The 19,559-nt window shown below is 51.4% G+C and carries 21 protein-coding genes; 12 read left to right on the forward strand and 9 right to left on the reverse strand.

Features of this window, described 5'->3' with window-relative positions; genetic code table 11:
* The 4 genes from HUF18_RS03515 to HUF18_RS03530 are packed head-to-tail and all read left to right on the forward strand — an operon-like array spanning position 1 to position 5,245.
* Positions 1-381, forward strand: a complete 381-nt coding sequence (locus tag HUF18_RS03515) for a hypothetical protein (protein WP_225691161.1) — start codon at positions 1-3, stop codon at positions 379-381.
* Positions 351-959, forward strand: coding sequence for a hypothetical protein (locus tag HUF18_RS03520; RefSeq protein ID WP_225691162.1), 609 nt, complete (start codon positions 351-353; stop codon positions 957-959). The genes HUF18_RS03515 and HUF18_RS03520 overlap by 31 nt, the downstream gene beginning before the upstream one ends.
* On the forward strand, positions 952-2,130 hold the full coding sequence (locus HUF18_RS03525; protein ID WP_225691163.1) for an efflux RND transporter periplasmic adaptor subunit: 1,179 nt from the start codon (positions 952-954) through the stop codon (positions 2,128-2,130). Before HUF18_RS03520 ends, HUF18_RS03525 begins: the two co-directional genes overlap by 8 nt.
* 7 nt (positions 2,131-2,137) lie before the next feature.
* Positions 2,138-5,245, forward strand: coding sequence for an efflux RND transporter permease subunit (locus HUF18_RS03530; protein WP_225691164.1), 3,108 nt, complete (start codon positions 2,138-2,140; stop codon positions 5,243-5,245).
* Positions 5,246-5,374: 129 nt separating this feature from the next.
* On the opposite strand, the gene HUF18_RS03535 is transcribed toward HUF18_RS03530, so the two are convergent.
* From HUF18_RS03535 to HUF18_RS03550, 4 genes are all read right to left on the reverse strand, one after another.
* A complete protein-coding gene (locus tag HUF18_RS03535; protein WP_225691165.1) occupies positions 5,375-5,623 on the reverse strand; it encodes a DUF3297 family protein in 249 nt (82 codons plus the stop codon).
* Positions 5,624-5,794: 171 nt separating this feature from the next.
* Positions 5,795-6,106 carry a DUF3817 domain-containing protein gene (locus HUF18_RS03540; RefSeq protein WP_225691166.1) on the reverse strand — a complete coding sequence of 104 codons (312 nt, stop codon included), beginning with the start codon at positions 6,104-6,106 and terminating at the stop codon, positions 5,795-5,797.
* 262 nt (positions 6,107-6,368) lie between these two features.
* Entirely contained in the window at positions 6,369-6,614 is a 246-nt protein-coding gene (locus tag HUF18_RS03545) for a DUF2442 domain-containing protein (RefSeq protein WP_225691167.1), read from the reverse strand.
* 77 nt (positions 6,615-6,691) lie between these two features.
* Positions 6,692-7,222, reverse strand: coding sequence for a hypothetical protein (locus HUF18_RS03550; protein ID WP_225691168.1), 531 nt, complete (start codon positions 7,220-7,222; stop codon positions 6,692-6,694).
* Between the two features lie 1,080 nt (positions 7,223-8,302).
* Here HUF18_RS03550 and HUF18_RS03555 point away from each other — a divergent pair.
* Entirely contained in the window at positions 8,303-9,118 is an 816-nt protein-coding gene (locus HUF18_RS03555; RefSeq protein ID WP_225691169.1) for an AraC family transcriptional regulator, read from the forward strand.
* A gap of 102 nt (positions 9,119-9,220) precedes the next feature.
* A complete protein-coding gene (locus HUF18_RS03560) occupies positions 9,221-9,589 on the forward strand; it encodes a VOC family protein (RefSeq protein ID WP_225691170.1) in 369 nt (122 codons plus the stop codon).
* 359 nt (positions 9,590-9,948) lie between these two features.
* Here the strand turns inward: HUF18_RS03560 and HUF18_RS03565 are convergent, their stop codons facing one another.
* Both HUF18_RS03565 and HUF18_RS03570 read right to left on the reverse strand, forming a co-directional pair.
* A complete protein-coding gene (locus HUF18_RS03565) occupies positions 9,949-10,287 on the reverse strand; it encodes a hypothetical protein (protein WP_225691171.1) in 339 nt (112 codons plus the stop codon).
* A gap of 202 nt (positions 10,288-10,489) precedes the next feature.
* A complete protein-coding gene (locus HUF18_RS03570) occupies positions 10,490-10,789 on the reverse strand; it encodes a hypothetical protein (protein ID WP_225691172.1) in 300 nt (99 codons plus the stop codon).
* Between the two features lie 109 nt (positions 10,790-10,898).
* On the opposite strand from HUF18_RS03570, the gene HUF18_RS03575 reads away from it, so the two are divergent.
* The gene (locus HUF18_RS03575; protein ID WP_225691173.1) at positions 10,899-11,780 is read left to right on the forward strand and encodes a LysR family transcriptional regulator; all 882 of its coding nucleotides are present in this window, start codon (positions 10,899-10,901) and stop codon (positions 11,778-11,780) included.
* Positions 11,781-11,798: 18 nt separating this feature from the next.
* On the opposite strand, the gene HUF18_RS03580 is transcribed toward HUF18_RS03575, so the two are convergent.
* Positions 11,799-12,275 carry a thioesterase family protein gene (locus HUF18_RS03580; protein WP_225691174.1) on the reverse strand — a complete coding sequence of 159 codons (477 nt, stop codon included), beginning with the start codon at positions 12,273-12,275 and terminating at the stop codon, positions 11,799-11,801.
* Positions 12,276-12,530: 255 nt separating this feature from the next.
* On the opposite strand from HUF18_RS03580, the gene HUF18_RS03585 reads away from it, so the two are divergent.
* The 3 genes from HUF18_RS03585 to HUF18_RS03595 are packed head-to-tail and all read left to right on the forward strand — an operon-like array spanning position 12,531 to position 14,032.
* Complete coding sequence (locus tag HUF18_RS03585; protein WP_225691175.1) at positions 12,531-13,118, forward strand: TetR/AcrR family transcriptional regulator; 588 nt, start codon at positions 12,531-12,533, stop codon at positions 13,116-13,118.
* On the forward strand, positions 13,118-13,405 hold the full coding sequence (locus HUF18_RS03590) for a YciI family protein (protein WP_225691176.1): 288 nt from the start codon (positions 13,118-13,120) through the stop codon (positions 13,403-13,405). The genes HUF18_RS03585 and HUF18_RS03590 overlap by 1 nt, the downstream gene beginning before the upstream one ends.
* A 21-nt stretch (positions 13,406-13,426) precedes the next feature.
* Positions 13,427-14,032: a DNA-3-methyladenine glycosylase I gene (locus tag HUF18_RS03595; protein WP_225691177.1), complete on the forward strand. Its 606-nt coding sequence runs from the start codon at positions 13,427-13,429 to the stop codon at positions 14,030-14,032.
* 57 nt (positions 14,033-14,089) lie between these two features.
* On the opposite strand, the gene HUF18_RS03600 is transcribed toward HUF18_RS03595, so the two are convergent.
* Both HUF18_RS03600 and HUF18_RS03605 read right to left on the reverse strand, forming a co-directional pair.
* Positions 14,090-15,028, reverse strand: coding sequence for a metal-dependent hydrolase (locus HUF18_RS03600; RefSeq protein WP_225691178.1), 939 nt, complete (start codon positions 15,026-15,028; stop codon positions 14,090-14,092).
* A 56-nt stretch (positions 15,029-15,084) separates the two neighbouring features.
* Positions 15,085-16,053 (reverse strand): alpha/beta fold hydrolase, encoded by a 969-nt coding sequence (locus tag HUF18_RS03605; protein WP_225691179.1) that lies wholly within the window; start codon positions 16,051-16,053, stop codon positions 15,085-15,087.
* A 369-nt stretch (positions 16,054-16,422) separates the two neighbouring features.
* Here HUF18_RS03605 and hemB point away from each other — a divergent pair, with 369 nt between their 5' ends.
* Both hemB and ppk1 read left to right on the forward strand, forming a co-directional pair.
* Positions 16,423-17,433 (forward strand): porphobilinogen synthase, encoded by a 1,011-nt coding sequence (hemB, locus tag HUF18_RS03610; RefSeq protein ID WP_145467637.1) that lies wholly within the window; start codon positions 16,423-16,425, stop codon positions 17,431-17,433.
* A gap of 9 nt (positions 17,434-17,442) precedes the next feature.
* Entirely contained in the window at positions 17,443-19,539 is a 2,097-nt protein-coding gene (ppk1, locus tag HUF18_RS03615) for a polyphosphate kinase 1 (protein ID WP_225691180.1), read from the forward strand.
* The last annotated feature ends 20 nt before the right edge of the window (positions 19,540-19,559 follow it).

Here is a 19,559-nt window from a genome sequence, read left to right on the forward strand (position 1 = left end):
ATGCGCAAAGATTATATTGCCCAGTGGTACGAAGTACGGGAAGAGCAAGGAATTTCCGACCGTATTCACTGTTTTATACACAACAGTCAGGAGCAGCAGACGCAGTGGCATCATTTCCGCCACCGTGATACCGATGGCATTGGTATGCTGGCTAATGTACGCGAGCAACTGGGCTATCCGGCCAGTTCACTGCCACGCTGCCGCGACCTGACCGAGCCCGGTTTCTGGCAAACCCTGAATAAGGTACGGCGGCAACGCAAAGACCGCACACCGAAAACCGTACACTGGAAAAAGCCAGTGCAACAAAAACCGGCGAAACAGCCACGGCTGTTACAGAACCTGAATTTACCGTGCTTAACACAACCACCGTCAGCCGCTTAAAAAAAGTGGCAGCTGCACGGGGAGTCTCTCTGGCAAGCCTTACCTTTGCCTGTCTGAATAAGGTTATTTTTTCCGTCTGCCTGCAACCGGGAAGCCGCGCCTGGTGGTTTTATCCGGTGAATGTCCGTGGCGCTGTCAGCGGGCCGGCACAGAGTAATTTATCGTCCGGTTTTTATCTGGCACTGGACGAACACAGCAGTGCCGGACACATTCATGCACAGGTAAAAGCAAAGCTGGTCGCCAGAGAACATTGGTGGTTATGGAAGATGGCTCATATTGGCCGCTGGATTGGTAAAACCGGGGTGCGCTTTATTTACCGGCGCATCAGCGGTTCGCAGTTTTATCTTGGCTCGTTCAGCTATCTGGGAGACTGGTCACTGCCACAGCATCCGCACAGTGTTGTTGGTGTCTGCGGTGCCGGCAGCGCGAATTATCCGATTGCCACCGGTGTGACTGAGTGCAACGGGCAACTGACAGTGGCACTTAAATTTCACCCTTCAATTGCTCTGGCGCAGGAAACACAGCAGCGCTGCCTGCAGCTGTGGCAACAGTCATTGCAGGAGCTGAGCTATGCCTGATGTATTTTCTGCCAGCAGCACAGATAACAGACGTCCGCACAAGATCCGCCATATTGCAGTCTGGCTGACCGCGGTTCTGGCCCTGTTATTAATCGCAGCATTATTGGTACTACAGGCACCGCTGCCGGCCACACAAACGCCTGCCAGCATGGCACCAAGCGTACCGGTTATCAGCGTTGTCGCGCAGGATATAACCATTCCGGTACACAGCCAGGGGCATGTCCGTATGGCGCGGGAGTTTTACCTGAGCAGTCAGGTGCAGGGGCAGGTGCAATACGTCAGCGAGCATTTTATTAATGGTCAGCAGGTACAACAGGGCGAACTGCTGCTGAGTATTGATGCCGCACCTTACGAGCTGGAGGTTCGCCAGCACCAGGCCAACCTCGACAGCCGCCTGCTGCAGCTGGAAGAAATCCGCGCTCAGGCTGAAGTGGCACGCCAGCAGGCCAGCGAAAATGATTTTGCCCGTTATATTCCGCATCTGCGCATGGCCAACAGCCAGGTTGCTGCGGCCCGCGCCGCTCTGCAATACGCACAACAGCAACTGCGTGACACACGTATATATGCGGCGGTCAGCGGACGTATTGCCCGCGCCAGCATACAGCCAGGGCAGCAGGTTTCTCCGGCGATGGTTCTGGGGGTTATTTATGACGATAACTGGCAGGAAATCCGCTTGCCGGTCAGCGATCATGAAGCACAGTTATTAGGCATCCGTCCGGGTACAGAAAATCCATCGCCGGCAGTCACCCTGACAACAGCAGGCGGTACAAAAATACCAGCGCAGATTACCGGCAGCGAAGCCGGCCGTGATGCCTTTCAGCAAATTATTCTGCTGGCCCGGCCACAATATTCTGCGGATATAACGCCACTGTTGCCCGGCACCTTTGTTGAAGCCGAAATTCTCAGTCCGGTCATTACCGGCATCAGTCGTATTCCACGCTCAGCTCTGCAGGCCGGTAATCATTTATTAATGGTTGATCAGCAACACCTGCTGCACGATGTAAATGCCAATCTGTTGTATGCGGGTAAAGATCAGCTGTATCTGCGTAATAAATTTTCAACACCGGTTCTGCTGGTTAACAGCAGCCGTCACGCCCTGCTGCCCGGCAGCCAGATTATTCCGGTTAATACCGGCAGCAGAGAGCAACTGGCCACGGCGGCCGGAGAATGAGGCAACCATGAGTGCAGTAATCCGCTGGTTTATCACCCATCGCGTGGCCGCTAATCTGGCCATGCTCTGTATTCTGGTTCTGGGACTGCTGGCCGTACCGCGCCTGCAGCAGGAATTAATTCCCAATGTTGAACTCGACCGCATCAGTATTCAGGTGCTTTATCCCGGTGCCTCGGTCAGCACCACAGAACAATCACTCTGCACACCACTGGAAAATGCTATCCACGATATTGCCGGTGGCGAAGAATTAATTTCCTGGTCGTATCCCGGTTTATGCAGCCTTACGCTGGATATCGCCGAAGGCTACGATGCCAATGCTCTGCTGGCCGAAATCCGCAGCCGCCTTGCAGACCCGGCGTTACTGCCCGCGCAGGCCGAAGCGCCCGATATTCAGATTCTTCAGGTACGTAACCGCGCGCTGCGTATTATTGTCAGCGGTGATGAAAGCTATGCCAACCTGCTCAGCAGCGCACAAAGTTTACGTCGTGAGCTGCTGGCCTTACCCGCCGTTTCAACAGCAGAAATTCAGGACCGGGAAAAGCCCGAAATACGCATTCAGTTTTCGCTGGCCGATCTCTACCGCTACCCACTGCAGCTGCAACAAATTAACCGCCAGCTGATCCAACAGGCAGCACCGGCTGCCGGTGGCCTGCTGGAAACCGGCGACGGTGACATACTGATTGGTAATGACCGTGATTTCCGTTCTGCCAGTGATTATGAGCACTTATTGATTGCCAGCGATGGCGCCGGTAACCGCCTGCTCCTGGCCGATGTTGCCAGCATTCAGGATACCCGTACCGATGCCACAGCACTGGCGCTGCTGAATGGTAAACCCGCTCTGGCGCTGGATATTTACCGCAGTGGCAACGATGACATTACCGCCATATCGGCGGCGGTAAATACCTATCTGCAACAACACCCGGCCAGTGCCAATATCAGTTACTACGTCTGGCAGGACGAAGCGGTTAATTTCAGCGAGCGTTTAAACCTGCTGCTGGACAATGCCCTCAGCGGTTTATTGCTGTTATTTATTGTGCTGTTGTTATTTCTGAATGCACGACTGTCGTTCTGGGTCAGCATGGGCATTCTGGTATCCTTTATTGGCACCCTGTTTGTTCTGCCACTGACATCAACATCGGTTAATTTTATCTCGTTGTTTGCTTTTATTCTGGTACTCGGCATTGTCGTTGATGATGCCGTCGTTGTCGGCGAAGCTGTTTTCGCCCGCCAGGAACTTGGCGAGCATGGCACACAGGCAGCGTTGTCCGGCACACTGGATGTTTATAAGCCGGTATTATTTTCGGTGATTACTACGCTGGTTGCTTTTATGCCGCTGCTGTTTCTCCCCGGCCCTGAAGGCATGCTGATAAAAGCAGTCCCCATTGTGGTTATTACCACACTGTTATTTTCGTTATTTGAGTCGCTTTGTATTCTGCCCGCGCATCTCAGCCATACGCCTGCCAAGGCGACAAAGCCCCATCGCCTGCAGCAATACTTCAGCCGCTTTTTACAACAGGTTGTCGGGCATTATTATCTGCCTCTGCTACGGCGGATTGTGCACAATCCTTACCCGGTTATCGCCGTCTTTACCGCCGCTTTTATACTGACGTTATTACTGATTAGTCAGGGCTGGATTAAATCGGCATTATTTTCCGAAATAGAAGGCAATGTCGTCACAGCCAAAGTTACTTTTCCGCAAGGATCGCCACGCGAGGCAACCCAAAAGGCACTGCAGAAGCTCGCGGTTGCCGCCCGTAAAGTCGAAACCAGCGCGGGTTATGCCGAAGGTGAAATGATCCGTCGGATTTATCAGGTGGTCGCGCCCAACACCCTGCCATCCAACCAGAAAGTCTATGCCCGTGCCGACCATACCGGGCAGATAATGCTGGAATTACCGGCGGCAAACAGCCGGGCTTTCAGCGGCCAGGATATGATCCGTTGGTGGCGGGCTGAAAGCGGCGCCATAACCGGTGTCGATAACGTGGAATACAGCGCCACGGTAAACCCTTCCAAGGCCGATATTCAGATTGAATTTTCCGGCAGCGATCAACAGGCATTAAATACTGCAGCACAACGCCTGAGTGATTATCTGCAGCGTTTCTCCGGTATTTACAGCCTGCAGCGCCAGCCGGATAACAATGCCCAGCAACTGGATATCCGCTTAACCGACGAAGCCATTGCCGCAGGCATCAACCGCGGCCCGGTTCTGCAACAGGTTAATCAGGCTTTTTATGGCACCACTATTCAGCGTTTTTACGACAACGATGACGAAGTGGAAGTACGCACCAGCCTGACTGCAGAAGAACGTGCATCCGCCTGGTATCTGGATAACCTGCCGGTCGAAACCGCACCCGGCCAGACGGTAGCGCTGAAATATATAGCCACACACAGCCAGCAGGCGGTTAACCCTTATATCCGCCATTTTATGCGTGAACCTGTGGTTATGGTGTCGGCCTATGTCGACCCCAGCCAGAATAACGCCGAGAGAATTAAAAAGACCCTGCAACAGGGCGCTGTACAAAACCTGCTGCACGACCTGCCCGGTGTGCGCTGGGACGTGGGCGGTTATCAGCGTGCAGTACAGTTTTTTCTCGATCTACTGGCGCAGTATTATCTGCTCGCCATCATCGCGATGTACCTGCTGATGGCCGTACTCTTTGCATCTTATGCCCAGCCGTTGCTGGTGCTGTTTGCCATTCCTTTTGGTTTACTCGGTGCGGTTGTCGGACACCTGATACTGGGGCTCGACCTGACCCTGTGGTCGTATGTCGGCATGGTCGCCGTCAGCGGTGTGGTGGTAAATGATAATCTGGTGCTGCTCGACCGGCTTAATCAGTTAAAAGCGCAAAAGCTGCCAATAGCAGAAGCATTACTACAGGCCTGCAGCAGCCGTTTCCGGCCGATTCTTCTGACCTCGCTGACAACCTTTGCCGGAGTATTACCCTTACTGAGCGAAACCAGCATTCAGGCAAAACTGCTGATACCTATGGCGGCTTCTTTAGGGTTCGGCGTACTGTTCGCAACCATCATCAGCCTGCTGCTGGTGCCGGCATTATGCGCAGTGTTTAAGCAACCAAACGCAAAAGAAGCTTCCACCGCAGCACAGGCAGGATGACAGATAAAAAAGAATGACGGGAGATACTTGTGGGAAAACGCAAAGCACAGAGCTGAAGCCTGTGCTTTGCGTCTGAGGATTTACAGCAGGTACTCAGAGAAAGAACTTACAGAAAATCCCGGAAAATACTTACTTATAAAAGGCTTCTACTTCGCCTTTCAGTTTAATAAGAACAGGACGGCCAAAACGGTCTTTTGCCTTAGGGGAAGGGATTTTTACCCAGCCTTCGCTGATGCAGTATTCTTCAACGTCGGTACGTTCCTTACCATTCAGGCGGATACCAATATCGTGCTCAAAACACTCAGCAACGTGATGTGGGCTGCGTGGATTACCGGAGAGATGATCCGGCAAAGCCGGCTTGGCGTTAGTGTCGCTCATGTTTATAACCTGACATCAGAAAAAAGTGCCCCATTGTAGACAAGGCGGGTTAGCGACTCAATCTGGCTGGCGGGTATTTTCATCGGCACACAGACCTGCCAGCCAGCCCCCTGACAGACTCCGTGACTGTGTCTCGCTATAAGCAGGACACAGCCCCGGACAGTAAGAACATCAGGCACCCAGTGCCGGGTCGGTAGCGGCAGCCTGCTCATTCTTTAACAGCTCTTTGCGGACAAAAAGCTCAACCGGAATAAAGGCAAAAGGAATCAGCGACGCCAGCAACACCAGCAGCCAGGTCATCACCGACCAGCCCTGCTTATGGGAGGCTGCCAGCGAAAGAACAAAATACAGCATAAACAGCACACCGTGCGTCATCCCGAGCACGTAAACGAAATCCCGGCTGATCACGCCCAGCGTTACACACAGAATAACCAGATAAGAGACGCCTTCCAGCAGGCTTGAAATCCTGAACAGCTTTAACATGCGATATTCACTCAGATATGGACAGTAAGGCGGTATAGCACCACATTGGCCGGCGAAGGTAGCAAGGCCCGGAAGCGGAGGCAATAAACAACAGGGCGAAAGGTGTAATGTTTGGTAAATATTGAAAGGCCTGACGCTACGTTAAGGGGTGCATGCACGCGTTACAAAAGTTACCGCACAGAGCCTTAATCGCTTAACCCGACGCATGCTAAAAATGTTACTCGCTGCGAATTACTCTTAAACAGTCCGTCATAAACACACCCTACAACTTATTTTCGTATAGATGTTCAACTGGAAAGATCATTGTGTAGTCGTCCCAGCTTAAGTTTCCATCAAGCAAATCAAACTGCACAAAGCGAGAGATGTCTTTATATACATCGTAATCAGGATGGCCATCACTAAAGATAAATGGAGCAAAATCAACTACCGAAACATGATTATCACTAAACTCAATTTCTAGAATATGACCCGTAACATGTGTAGCTTTAAGCACTGATAGCTCTGGCATTTATTACTTTCCTTGAAATTTCAGTCGGGCTTAAAAAGTCCGGTAAATTTTAACTGGCGGGGTCACTCCCAATAGCATCAGATTAACCCGGTTTTCTGTAACTTTTGCTTTTGTTCTGTTATATGTTGCTGAATATTTTTTAATAACTGAATGCGGGTTTCAGTGGTTAACTGGCGCAGTTTTTCCGAAGCTTTCGGTGCTTCAAACGGGTTACCGGACAACAGCTGGCTGCGAAGATATTCAGCACGCTGGTAAAAAGCCGAAATACCACTGACGTACTGATGTGGCATTTCAAAAATTGCAGACCCTTCCTGGGCAGCATTCCAGAAAAACGTATCCAGCTGATATTTATCGGGCTGCATACTCATACTGTTACTCTGTGGTGCCTTATCAAATTCATCGACCCAGCTTTGTAAACGTTCGGTATTCACCTGCATTTCTCCCAGCAACGACTGCTGCACATGGTAAACATCCCGCTGATGTTGCAGATTTTCAAATTCGATGGCTTTTTCAAAACCGGAATTGGCTGCCAGATAAACACCAACCACCGTCGCTAATAAAGTAAATAACTGGCCCAACCAGAATTCCTTGTTAACTTTTCCAGACATAAATAGCCTCTTGATTTCCTGAGGAAGTTATTGATATAAAATGACCTGATACAGGTATGCCGGACTTTAGCATTTTTCCGGCGGCAGGTAAGCGGCCATTTATCGAATCCGTGATCTGCCCAACACAACCTGAATAATTAGAGCGCCTGTATATTTCCTATTTGCTTTCCGAGCATATAGCGCAAAACTCAGATAAGTCATCTTCTTCAGAAACTTCAAAGTCACAACCGATTATATCATTAATAGTAATAAAATTACGCCAATACTCAGGAATCACGGTAGCCCCTAACGCTCAACACAATGCCGCAGTTTACTGCGTCCGCTGCTTTTTTTTGTTATAACGCGTTGCCAAGTAACTAAATAACCATGTGGCAACGATGTAAGTGATCAGCTGTATACCTATAGTGGCCAAGAGAACTGCCTGTGACTCTGTATCTTCAGTGACATAGTGAAAACCAACTGAAACTCCATAGACTAGCCCCCCAATGCAGGTAGACATCAATAGCGAAAAAAGTGCTGTAGCTATAGCAACACCTTTACCGAGGTGCTTTGTGCTAGCCAGATAAACAGCCAATGCTGACAGAACTATCGGTGTGGCGAACGGGATTAACCATATGCTTGGCTGCCATCTGTAATCAGGAAGTAAAACGCCCCGAATCAATCCGACCAGTAGTATTAAGAGAATCCATTTCATAAAGAGTTATAACGGTGTATTAGTGTGTGTGCGTATTTACCCCGGGCGACTCTTTCGAGAAACCCCGCGCAACCTATTGACCCCACTGAGAAAGCATCCATATCTCGAAAATTCCTTCCGGAAACGCGCGCGCCTGTTAACTCATTTTTCCTGCGAGCTGTATCAATCCGTCAGCTTTTAAACCATATCTGCAAGCTGTTAATGCATTTGATGTTTAACTTACTATCCTCCGGCAAAGCGGGCAAGCACGAATGTAAAGCATGCCTGAGCCGGAAAGCGCCGCTCATCACAACCGGCGTTAAAGCCTCTGCTGGTGATTTGGGCATGCTCACCTCATACTGGCGCACTCACTGGCGGTGACCGGAGCCTGACAAAGGAGCATAAAAATGGACTATCAGACCTTTCAACCCGATGCGGAACTGGATGCCATTATCAGTTGTTACTGGACCCTGGAAGTACCGGCTTCTGATGATCACCAGAAGCAGCGTATTGTTCCCGATGGCACCATTGAGATGGCATTTATTCTGGGTGACGATATAAAACGTTATGTCTCGGATGACGAGTTTATTATCCAGCCAAGAGCGATGGTTTTGGGTCAGATCACTACCCCATTTTTTATTGAACCCCTGGGGTATGTTAATACCTTTGCCATTCGCTTCTATCCGCACAGTTTTGCCAGCCTTATCTCCACGCCAATTAAAAATCTGGTGAATACCGAAACCCGGCTGGCTGAATTGTTTGGCGAAAAGACGGCTGATGATTTAACCCAGGCAATTGTTCAGGCGAAGGATACATCGTCCAGAATTGCTGTTATTGAAGCGTTCCTGAAGTCAAAGCTGAATGAGCAACAGGTTGTCGACAACATCATACAAACAACGATCGACGCCCTGATAGCCTCATCCGGGAATACACCGATCGCTGCGATAACCAAACAGGATCTGGCCCAGAGACGCCGCCTAGAAAGAAAGTTTCAGCAACAGGTGGGGCTCAGTCCAAGGCAACTCGGGAAGGTGATTCGTTTGCAGCAAGCTTTGACAATGCTGCTTAACAATAAAGACGACAAACTGATGGACATCGCCTACGCCAGCAAATACTACGATCAGGCACATTTTATCCGGGATTTTAAAGAGTTTACCGGGGTCAGTCCAAAGGAGTTTCTTGGGCATAAGCATATGGAGCTGTCATCGCTGTTTTACCAATAAGCGCTGTCGTATTTGTACAATGAGCTGTCAGGCTGTTGATGTAGTCTCTGAATACGGTTTATCAACTAACCGCCATTCTGCTAATTATCAAAGGCCGACAGTATGAACAGTTATATCGCAATGTTTGAAATCCCTGCCACCGACCTTGCAAGAGCCGTGGCGTTTTATCAGGCGGTACTGGGTGTAGACATCGAATGTATGGAGATGCCGGATATGGAGATGGGTATCCTGCCTTACGAAGGCCAGCTGGTTCCCGCTGTGATTGTAAAGGGTGAGGGCTATATCCCTTCTTCAGATGGAGTCACTGTCTATCTCAATGCCGGCGATGATTTACAGCCAATGCTGGATAGGGTCGCCGGGAGTGGTGGTCAGGTCATTCTGGAAAAGACGGCTCACGCCGATAACAGTGGGTTTTTTGCTTTGTTTCTGGATTCAGAAGGCAACAAGCTGGCGCTGAACTCACCGAATTAATACGCCGCTCCCACAGCAGAAAACTGTCTCTGAAGTTTCGCGGGCATGGCCCGCTCCTACGGTGCGGTGTTGGTTATGAATATCGTCATTGCGAGGAGCCCAACGACGCGACCATGTTGTTGATATGACGGCGGACAGGTACGGGAGATTACTTCTTCATTCTTTTAAGCAATAACCGCACTGATCTGGTGGGCAGTGCCCACCCTACATTTCCGTGTGAATGAAGTGCTCCGGCCTGTCGTGGATAAGATCCACTCCTACAATACAGCGTCTGATATGAAGTACGGCGTTGCGTCTGAATTATGCTCCTGAGACCCGCCACAGCGAACGATGTTTTTCTGATCTAATCCGTCCAACGGCTACTCTCTGCCTTTCCCCGGCGCATCCATAAATTTAAAACTCACCCACAATAAACACAGAAAGACTAACGGGAAAATCGCCGGAAAAACCTCCGCTATCAGCGAAGATTCACCGCTGATTCCACTATCTGCTTCACTCAATTTATAACAACCAAAAAACACCAGCGGATACAGCAGCGTTCCCCACAAAAAGAACTTGTTCATCAGGCGGTTAAACAAGGGAATTTTTATGCCGGGCTTGCTGGCCAGGCCCATCAGGCTGGCCACCGCCATAAAAGGATACGCCAGTAAGGGTAAGGCACCGGCGGTGAGGAAAATCATTCTGATTAATTCATCCATATACAGCTTCCTGAAAACAAAATACCACCGGGCCTTAATAGCCTGCTCATAATTACGGTGTATTGTTCACTGAAGAAGAAGAGCCGTCAAAGAGACCGGCCCTGCTGCTAAACGGATGTGGTTAGCAAAAGAGGCTCAACCCAAAACCAACGACGCAGAACAGCGCAGACAGCAGGCAAGTTCTGTGTCGCTTTCACCGAAGTTATCGACGCTCAAGCACAGAAGCAACAAAATCGGCCATACCTGCCGGGCCGGATGCTCTGTCTTTGATATGAATTGGCAGGTCATCCCTGCTTGACCACACCAACAGGCATAGTTCAGCACGCACGACATCCTCCAGACCGCCTCCCATAATCACAGCGCTGACGTCAGGGTTATCCAGATGAGTGGCCAGCTCCGCAGCATTGGTTGCACCTAAAAAGCGTACATCGTCGCGGCTGAGTTGCTGGGTCAGGTTATTAACAATACTGGGCAGGCGCCCGGCCAGAATAATGCTTTGCATACTATCTCCTTAAATCTGATCATTTCCGTAAGAGGGCTCTGCAGTGTGAACAATCCAGAAAATGGAATAAACTTTGAAAAATGCAAATAACTAGTGCAATTTCGGGATTATGCTTGATCTGAATGACGTCAGGATTTTCTGCAAAGTAGCCGAAAAAGGCAGTCTGATAGGCGCTGCTAAAGCTCTGTCTTTGCCCAGCTCAACTGTCAGCCGGCGTATCGCGGCGCTGGAACAGCAGGCTGGGGTAAAGCTGCTGCAACGGAATACCCGTACCCTGTCACTGACTCAGGAAGGGCAGCGTTTATACAGCGCAATGAGTCTGCCGCTGCGGGAGATTGCCAATGCCCAGCAAACACTTCAAAACGACGGCAACAAACCGCAAGGAGTATTAAGGGTAACGGCGCCACCTTTGTTCGCGCACTTTTTTCTAACCCCCGTTGCCTGCCGTTTTATGGCTCTTTATGCGGACACTCAGGTAGAGATCGTTGCCTCACGCAGCCGGCTCAATCTGATTGACGAGGAGCTGGATCTGGCTATTCGGGCCGGAGAGTTAAATGATTCGGCGATGATTGCCCGGCCACTGAAACCATTGCCATTAATTCTGGCGGCAGCACCGGAATATCTGCAGCAGCGCGGACTACCGGGCAGCAGCGCAGAGCTGCAGCAGCACGATCTGATTGTCTTTAATGCCAATGCCAGCCGCCGCTGCCAGTGGCAACTGAACCCGCAGACCGCGCTGAACGTTGAAGGGCGCTTGGCAACCAGCAGCTATGATCAGACTCTGCATGCATGCCTCGCTGGTGCGGGCATTGCTTTGTTGCCGGCGTTTTTGGCCGCAGATTATCTGGCCAATGGAAAGCTGACGTTGCTGCTGCCGGACGTTGTGACACAGCAGCTGTCGCTGCATCTTCTATACCCCAGCCGACAGCTGCAACCGGCTAAACTGCGGGCCTTTATTGATCTTCTGCTGAGCGAGCTCGGCCCGGAATAAAACTCAGCATACCCGGCATCAGCCGCACAGATAGGTACCGGTACCCACCGCGATTAACAGCCCTTCTTCGTTATGAAATTCCATACGCGTTACGGCCACTTTGTTGCCGATACGCAACAGGGTTGCACTGGCAATAAATTCTTTACCTTTGCCGGGGTGGAGAAAATCCACACGCATATCAATGGTGCCGAGTTTAGCCAGTTGTTTGGGCCGGTCTTCTTTCGGGATTTCATTTTTGTGCATGCGCTGCCAGGTCGCGATTAACGCCATCGCCCCGCCGGTTACATCAAGCGCGGTAGAAATCGCACCGCCATGCAGAATGCCCTGCAGCCAGTTACCAACCAGATCGTCGCGCATATTCATGCTGAATTCACAGCGGGTATCGCTGAGCAGTTTGGGTTTAAGGCCAAGCAGTTTGTTAAACGGAATCTGGTCGAGAAAATTCATCGCCAGTGTCAGCTCGGTTTTGCTGAAGCCTTCAGCTTGTGTGGTCATGCCCTCTGCGGTCATGAAGTGCCCCTTTGTCTTTATTGTTATGACTCTGGCCCGCTCTGGTAAAACGGCGGGCAGGGCATTGTTCACAGGGGACAGGGCGGAGTCAAAGAAAACGCTGCCAAAATCTGCTGCCGGCAGCGGGATTCAGGGGTTTCGTTTTTTTGCCACGGCCCATTGACTCATTAGGTCAGCTGTCCTAAATTTCACATTAGGACGGACGACCTAGACCATAAATACCCAGTGGAGCACAAACCTGTGGCCAATCAACCAACCAGAGAACGTATCGTTGCCGAGGCCGATCAGCTGTTTTACCAGCAGGGTTTTGAGCACACCTCGTTTGCGCAAATCGCAGAAGTGCTGGGGATTTCGCGGGGGAATTTCTATTACCACTTCAAAACCAAAGACGAAATTCTGCACGCGGTCATCAGCCATCGCCTTGCCCGCACCGATTCGATGCTCAGTCACTGGGAGCTGGAAGGGGAAACCCCCACCGACAGAATCCGCAGCTTTATCCATATCCTGCTGACCAATCAGGCCAAAATTACACGTTACGGCTGCCCGGTCGGCACGCTCTGCACTGAGCTGGGCAAGATTGATCATCCGGCCAGAGATAACGCCAATGAGCTGTTCACATTATTCCGCAGCTGGCTGCGGCGGCAATTTGAGCAGCTTGGCCGCCATGCCGATGCCGATGAACTGGCAATGCATTTGCTGGCCTGCAGTCAGGGCGTAGCAACACTGGCCAGCGCATTTCAGGATGAAAAATTTCTTCACAACGAGGTTAACCGTCTTGAACACTGGTTAACGTCCATCACAACAACAGAGCAACAGGAGTCGCTTTAATGTTTATCGTGCTGTTACGTTTTTCACAGAATAAGGCACAGGCCGCTGCCTTTATGGATGGTCACAATGAGTGGCTCAGACAAGGCTTTGCTGACGGCATTTTTCTTCTGGCAGGCAGCCTGCAACCGGGCCTTGGCGGCGCGCTTATCGCTCACGGTATTACACGTGATGCTCTTGAGGCCCGGGTAAATCAGGACCCCTTTGTAGCGGAAAATATCGTCAGTGCAGAAATACTGGACATTGATCCGAAAAAGACCGATGAGCGCCTGAGTTTTCTGCTGAATTAGCCCTGAACACCGGAGCGCATTATGAATACGGAAATTAAAGGCCCGGATGGTAAACCACGCTGTCGCTGGTGTGCTGCCGCCCCTGAGTTTTTTGCCTACCACGATGAAGAATGGGGTTTCCCGGTCGGCAACGATATCCGCCTGTTTGAAAAACTCTGCCTGGAAAGTTTTCAGTCCGGGCTGAGCTGGCGCACTATTCTGGCCAAGCGGGATAACTTTCGCGCAGCCTTTGCCGGTTTCGATTTCAACAAAGTCGCGCTGTTTGATGAGTCTGACGTTAAGCGCTTATTAGCGGATGAAGGTATTGTCCGTCATCGCGGAAAAATCGAAGCCGTTATTAATAATGCTGCCAAAGCCCGTGACATCGTTGCTGAATACGGTTCACTTGCTGCGTATTTCTGGCGTTTCGAACCCGATAAAAACAGCCTGCCAGAACCTCAGACGGTCTCGGCCTCTGAGGCTTCTGCTGCGCTTTCCAAAGCACTGAAAAAACAGGGTTGGAAGTTTGTAGGCCCGACAACGGTGTATGCATTTATGCAGGCCATGGGGCTTGTTAATGACCATTCCGGCGGCTGCATAATCCGGAAGAAAGCGGAGCAGGCACGCAAGGGCTTTAAACGTCCCTGATCTGAGATATCAGACGGTGAGTCTGCCGCCACCCGCTCAGCAGACTCAGCCGGTTATTCAGACACCGGCTTCTGCTTCGGCACGTTGTGCCGCCGGAGAGCGGGCGATATAAGCCAGTGCCTGGGCGGTATCGCCTTCGGTAATCGGGTGAAAACGCGGTGACAGCCAGCGCAGCGTGGCTTTCAGCAGAAAGCTGAAGCTCGGTACGTGGTCGGTGTTGCGGCCACAGCGCTCCATTTTCCGGGTCATTTTCAGCCAGCCCCAGCGGCCGATTTTCCGCACTTCGGCATCTTTATCCTGTGCTGCCAAAAAGCGCGTACCGGTAAAGACAAAATAAATAAACAACGGAAATACAAAGGCCATCAGCAACTGACGGCTGAGGTAAAAACCGATGCGGGTTTTGCACAGATGACGGTGCAGGTCGTAGGCCACCGTGCGGTGTTCAACCTCTTCGGCCAGATGCCATTTAAACAGGTCGGCCATTACCGGATCGGCTTTATTCCAGCTGGTGTTATCCATCGCCCACTGGCCAAGAATGCCGGTGAAGTGTTCTACCGCACCGATAATACCCACACGGGTTATCAGCCAGGAGCGCTCGAACATGTTCAGCTGCAGAAATTTCTGCCCCAGCGGCTCATCACCCAGCAGGGTTTTAAACAGAAAGCGCACCCGCTCAAGAAAAGGTTCGCAGTCTATCTCGTGCCGGTTCAGATATTTTTGCGCGGCGCTGTGTACGCGCGAATGCACCGCTTCCTGACGAATAAAACCTTCAACATCGGCACGCAGCTCAGCGTCATTTACCAATGGCAGTGCCTTGTTATACACGCGGCAGAACCACAGCTCACCTTCCGGCAACAGCAGATGAATGGCGTTGGTCATATAGGAAGCCAGGGCGTCACCCGGAATCCAGTGCAGCGGTGTCTGTTGCAGATCAAAGCGCACCTTGCGCGCTTTCAGTTCGTGGCGCCCGGTTTGTTGTGTGGTTACGGTGTTCATTGCAGGCTCCTTTTCTGATTCCTTGTTTTCTGTGCCCATTTTTTTCTTCCGGAATATCAGGCCCGTTCCGGTTTATGAGCAGACGTCAGCGGCCTGGCCGAGGCTGGCGATACCCGCACGGCGCGCAGTGCGCTGTCTTCCTGATTGCTGTCGATGGTGTGGGCAAAATCAGCAATCCATTGCGCCACCTGTGGCGCATGGGTAAGCAGCACCCAGTGGGTGGCGTCGATATCGCGGCGGTATAAATGTTCAACCCAATCAGTCAATTCGCTGAACAACTGAGTGCCGACGTAGTTATCAGCGGTCGGCACAATCAGCTGCACCGGGCAGTGCGCAAAGCGCTGTTCGGGACGGAACATTTTGTTCATAAAGTTGGCGCGGTACAGGCGCACACCAATGGCACCATCGTCACGCTGGGTTGGATTGGCTTCCGGTTCGCTCACGCCTTCGCGCAGGCGCAGATACACCGGCCAGGCCTTGGCCAGTCCGGCCTTCCACATCAATGGCGCCAGCAGCGGCAGCTGGAAAAATACGATATACCAGCTGCTGAACAGCTGACGGACGGCCTTGCTGATGTTGCTGAATGACGTGGAGAACAGGTGCTTACGCATCCAGAAACCCATATGGTCAAGACAAGGCCCCGACACGCTGGAAAATGAAGCAATCCGCCCTTTTAAGGCATCGGTGGTTACCGATTCCCAGCTCTGAATCGAGCCCCAGTCGTGCGCCGCCAGATGAAACCTGCGGCCGGGAATCAGCGCATCCACAACCGCCTGAAGATCCTGTGCCAGCAACGGCATACGGTAATCGGCGGTTTTTGCCGGTTTATCTGACTGACCGGCACCGCGCACGTCGTAGGCAATCACATAAAACTGCTGCGCCAGACGTTCAGCCACCGCATCCCATACGCTGTGGTTATCGGGGTAACCATGCACCAGTACCAGCGCCGGATTTTCCGCTTCGCCACGGGTCAGGGCGTGCAGGCGCACAGAGCCCGACTGAATAATGTGTGTGCTTGCTGTCATACCAGCTCCTGTATTTTTATTGTATCGGGGCGGCCCCGCTCAGCAGGCCGGTAAAAGTAGCAAAGAACCGGAACCCGGATGCAGGTTCGCCGGCGCCAACTTTGTCCGCCAGAATCAGGCACACTCCTCTCCGGATCTGATCGCGGTGCCAATCAGCAGCAATACGCTTTTGCATAAAAGCTTCATAATCGCCCGGCATACTGCGCAGCACTTTACGGAAGGCTGAAAATCTGCAGAAATCCGCTGTTTAGCGCTAAGGCATCAACGCTGTGTTTATGAGCCACCGCTCAATAAAGTTGCGTTATATCAGCACCGATTCAGCTACAATTGGCATACTTTTCAATTCCCTTCCCGATCAGGAGATTCCTCATGGCTTTCAGCGATGCTCAACGCTTTTTCCCGGAAACCCGTCTGCGCCGTAACCGTCGTGACAACTTTTCCCGCCGCCTGATGCGTGAAACTCAGCTGACTGTCGACAGCCTGATCTACCCGATGTTTGTGCTGGAAGGTCATCAGGAACGCGAAGCCATTGCCTCAATGCCGGGGATTGATCGCCTGTCCATCGACCTGATGGTGGCCGAAGTTAAGCACCTGTATAAGCTCGGTATTCCGGCTGTTGCCCTGTTTCCGGTAACACCGGCCAGCGCCAAATCCGAATTTGCTGAAGAAGCCTTTAACCCTAACGGTCTGGCGCAGCGTGCGGTGCGTGCCATTAAAGATGCGGTACCGGAAATGGGCGTGATTACCGACGTTGCTCTCGACCCGTTCACCACCCATGGTCAGGACGGCATCATTGATCAGGACGGTTATGTGCTGAATGACCGCACGGTAGAAACCCTGGTACAGCAGGCCCTGTCGCATGCTGAAGCCGGTGCCGATATCGTTGCCCCGTCTGACATGATGGACGGCCGCATCGGTGATATCCGTCAGGCGCTGGAAGAAGAAAGCTTTGTAAACACCCGCATCATGGCGTACTCAGCCAAATACGCATCCGCTTATTACGGCCCGTTCCGTGATGCCGTAGGCTCAGCCGCCAACCTTGGCAAAGCCGATAAAAAGACCTACCAGATGGACCCGGCCAACAGCAACGAAGCCCTGCACGAAGTGGCGATGGATCTGGCCGAAGGCGCCGACATGGTGATGATTAAACCGGGCATGCCGTATCTGGATATCGTACGCCGGGTAAAAGATGAATTTCAGGTACCAACCTTCGTTTATCAGGTGAGTGGTGAGTACGCCATGCACAAAGCAGCTGCACAGAATGGCTGGCTGGATGATAACGCCGTCATGGCCGAATCCCTGATGTGTATGAAGCGCGCCGGTGCCGACGGCATTCTCACCTATTTTGCCAAGCAATATGCAGAATGGATTAATAAATAAGGACCGAACATGAGTGACGCAGCCGCAGAAAAAAACATCGATTTAAGCAGCAGCGAATATTATATAAACCGCGAATTAAGCCATTTGCAGTTTAATATTCGCGTACTGGAACAGGCACTGGATGACAGCTATCCATTACTGGAACGGCTGTTTTTTCTGTGTATTTTCAGCAAAAATCTCGATGAGTTTTATGAGGTTCGCGTCGCCAACCTGACCCAGCAATTAACCTTTGCGCGTGAGCAGACCGGTGCCGATGGTATGCACCCGCAACAGGTATTAAGCAGCATTCATGCATTATGCAGTGCGACCGTTGAGCGCCAGTATGAAATTCTGAATGACACTTTGCTGCCGGCACTGGAAAAAGAAAATATTCATTTTCTGCGCCGTGCCGACTGGAGTGAAGACCAGCGCAGCTGGGTTCGGGCCTATTTTGAAGACAGTATTCAACCGTTAATCAGCCCGATTGGGCTTGATCCTTCACATCCGTTTCCACGACTGGTTAATAAAAGCCTGAATTTTATTGTCGCCCTCGAAGGCAAAGATGCCTTTGGCCGTGAAACCGGTCTGGCGCTGATTCCGGCACCCCGTTCACTGCCACGCATTATCCGCGTACCGGACGAGCTCACCAAAGGCGGTGACAATTTTATTTTCCTGTCGTCAATGATTCATGAATATGCCGACGAACTGTTCCCCGGCATGACGGTAAAAGGCTGTTACCAGTTCCGTGTAACCCGTAACGCCGACCTTGAAATTGATCATGATGACACCGCCGACCTGGCATCGGCGCTGGAAGACGAATTGCATTCGCGTAACTTTGGCGAAGAAATGCGTCTGGAAGTCGCCGACAATTGCCCGGAAGAACTGGCGAACTTTCTGCTGAAACAATTCAACCTGGATACCACCGACCTGTACCGCGTAAACGGGCCGGTTAACCTGGGTCGTCTGATTGAAGTGATCGGCCAGATTTCACGACCAGATCTGCAATACACTCCGTTTACTCCGGGGCTGCCGAAAAATATTAACTTCAACAAAAGTATTTTCGAGAGTATCCGCGACAAGGATACGCTGTTGCTGCACCCGTTCGAGTCTTTTACGCCGGTGGTCGATCTGCTGCGTGAAGCAGCCAAAGACCCTAACGTACGTGCGATTAAACAGACCCTGTATCGTACCGGAGCAAAATCAGAAATTGTGAACGCTCTGGTGGATGCCGCCCGTAACGGCAAAGAAGTGACCGTGGTTATTGAACTGCGTGCGCGCTTTGACGAAGAAGAAAACCTCTACCTGGCTAACCGCTTGCAGGAAGCCGGAGCGGTGGTGGTCTATGGTGTGGTGGGCTATAAAACCCACGCCAAGATGATGCTGATTGTGCGCAAAGAAGGCGATAAATATAAACGTTATGTGCATTTGGGTACCGGTAATTATCATGCCGGTAACGCCCGTGCTTATACCGATTACAGCTTCCTGACCGGCGATGATTCCATCGGTGAAGACGTACACAAGGTTTTCCAGCAGTTAACCGGTATGGGCGAAGCACTGCGCATTAAAAAATTATTCCATGCACCTTTTACCCTGCATAAAAAACTGATTGAACTGGTTGATCGTGAACGTTCCCATGCCGAAGCCGGCAAACCCGCGCTGATCCGCATGAAGGCCAACGGTCTGACCGAGCCAAAATTAATCCGCGCACTGTATAAAGCTTCACAGGCCGGGGTAAAAATCGATCTGATTATCCGTGGTATGTGCTGTTTACGTCCGGGTGTGGAAGGGGTATCGGAGAATATCCGTGTACGCTCTATTATTGGCCGTTTCCTTGAGCATTCGCGTGTTTATTATTTTCTGAATAACGGCAAAGATGAAATCTACGCCGCCAGTGCCGATCTGATGGAACGTAACCTGTTACGCCGGGTAGAAACCGCTTTCCCGATTGAAACCAGCAAACTGAAAGAACGTATGAAAAGCGAACTGGAAGTGTACATGCTGGATAACTGTCAGGCCTGGGACTTACAGTCCGATGGCAGTTATATTCGCGCGCAACCTGCTGAAGGTGAAGACATGGTGAAAGCGCAGGCGATTCTGCTGGAAACACTGGCGGCAAGTTCGTCGTAAATCATTCCGCTTGGCATTGA

The organism is Thalassolituus sp. ST750PaO-4 (assembly GCF_020320405.1).
Classification (GTDB): Bacteria; Pseudomonadota; Gammaproteobacteria; order Pseudomonadales; family Oceanobacteraceae; genus Venatoribacter; species Venatoribacter alkanivorans.

What these genes read in the sequence shown, in the direction of transcription:
- HUF18_RS03575 (WP_225691173.1), top strand. Translation starts at nt 10,899, where the DNA reads ATGCTTGATCTGAATGACGTCAGGATTTTCTGCAAAGTAGCCGAAAAA.
- HUF18_RS03530 (WP_225691164.1), top strand. Translation starts at nt 2,138, where the DNA reads ATGAGTGCAGTAATCCGCTGGTTTATCACCCATCGCGTGGCCGCTAAT.
- HUF18_RS03600 (WP_225691178.1), bottom strand. Translation starts at nt 15,028, where the DNA reads ATGAACACCGTAACCACACAACAAACCGGGCGCCACGAACTGAAAGCG.
- HUF18_RS03565 (WP_225691171.1), bottom strand. Translation starts at nt 10,287, where the DNA reads ATGGATGAATTAATCAGAATGATTTTCCTCACCGCCGGTGCCTTACCC.
- HUF18_RS03605 (WP_225691179.1), bottom strand. Translation starts at nt 16,053, where the DNA reads ATGACAGCAAGCACACACATTATTCAGTCGGGCTCTGTGCGCCTGCAC.
- HUF18_RS03525 (WP_225691163.1), top strand. Translation starts at nt 952, where the DNA reads ATGCCTGATGTATTTTCTGCCAGCAGCACAGATAACAGACGTCCGCAC.
- HUF18_RS03560 (WP_225691170.1), top strand. Translation starts at nt 9,221, where the DNA reads ATGAACAGTTATATCGCAATGTTTGAAATCCCTGCCACCGACCTTGCA.
- HUF18_RS03590 (WP_225691176.1), top strand. Translation starts at nt 13,118, where the DNA reads ATGTTTATCGTGCTGTTACGTTTTTCACAGAATAAGGCACAGGCCGCT.
- HUF18_RS03515 (WP_225691161.1), top strand. Translation starts at nt 1, where the DNA reads ATGCGCAAAGATTATATTGCCCAGTGGTACGAAGTACGGGAAGAGCAA.
- HUF18_RS03570 (WP_225691172.1), bottom strand. Translation starts at nt 10,789, where the DNA reads ATGCAAAGCATTATTCTGGCCGGGCGCCTGCCCAGTATTGTTAATAAC.
- hemB (WP_145467637.1), top strand. Translation starts at nt 16,423, where the DNA reads ATGGCTTTCAGCGATGCTCAACGCTTTTTCCCGGAAACCCGTCTGCGC.
- HUF18_RS03545 (WP_225691167.1), bottom strand. Translation starts at nt 6,614, where the DNA reads ATGCCAGAGCTATCAGTGCTTAAAGCTACACATGTTACGGGTCATATT.
- HUF18_RS03595 (WP_225691177.1), top strand. Translation starts at nt 13,427, where the DNA reads ATGAATACGGAAATTAAAGGCCCGGATGGTAAACCACGCTGTCGCTGG.
- HUF18_RS03580 (WP_225691174.1), bottom strand. Translation starts at nt 12,275, where the DNA reads ATGACCACACAAGCTGAAGGCTTCAGCAAAACCGAGCTGACACTGGCG.
- HUF18_RS03550 (WP_225691168.1), bottom strand. Translation starts at nt 7,222, where the DNA reads ATGTCTGGAAAAGTTAACAAGGAATTCTGGTTGGGCCAGTTATTTACT.
- HUF18_RS03535 (WP_225691165.1), bottom strand. Translation starts at nt 5,623, where the DNA reads ATGAGCGACACTAACGCCAAGCCGGCTTTGCCGGATCATCTCTCCGGT.
- HUF18_RS03555 (WP_225691169.1), top strand. Translation starts at nt 8,303, where the DNA reads ATGGACTATCAGACCTTTCAACCCGATGCGGAACTGGATGCCATTATC.
- ppk1 (WP_225691180.1), top strand. Translation starts at nt 17,443, where the DNA reads ATGAGTGACGCAGCCGCAGAAAAAAACATCGATTTAAGCAGCAGCGAA.
- HUF18_RS03540 (WP_225691166.1), bottom strand. Translation starts at nt 6,106, where the DNA reads ATGTTAAAGCTGTTCAGGATTTCAAGCCTGCTGGAAGGCGTCTCTTAT.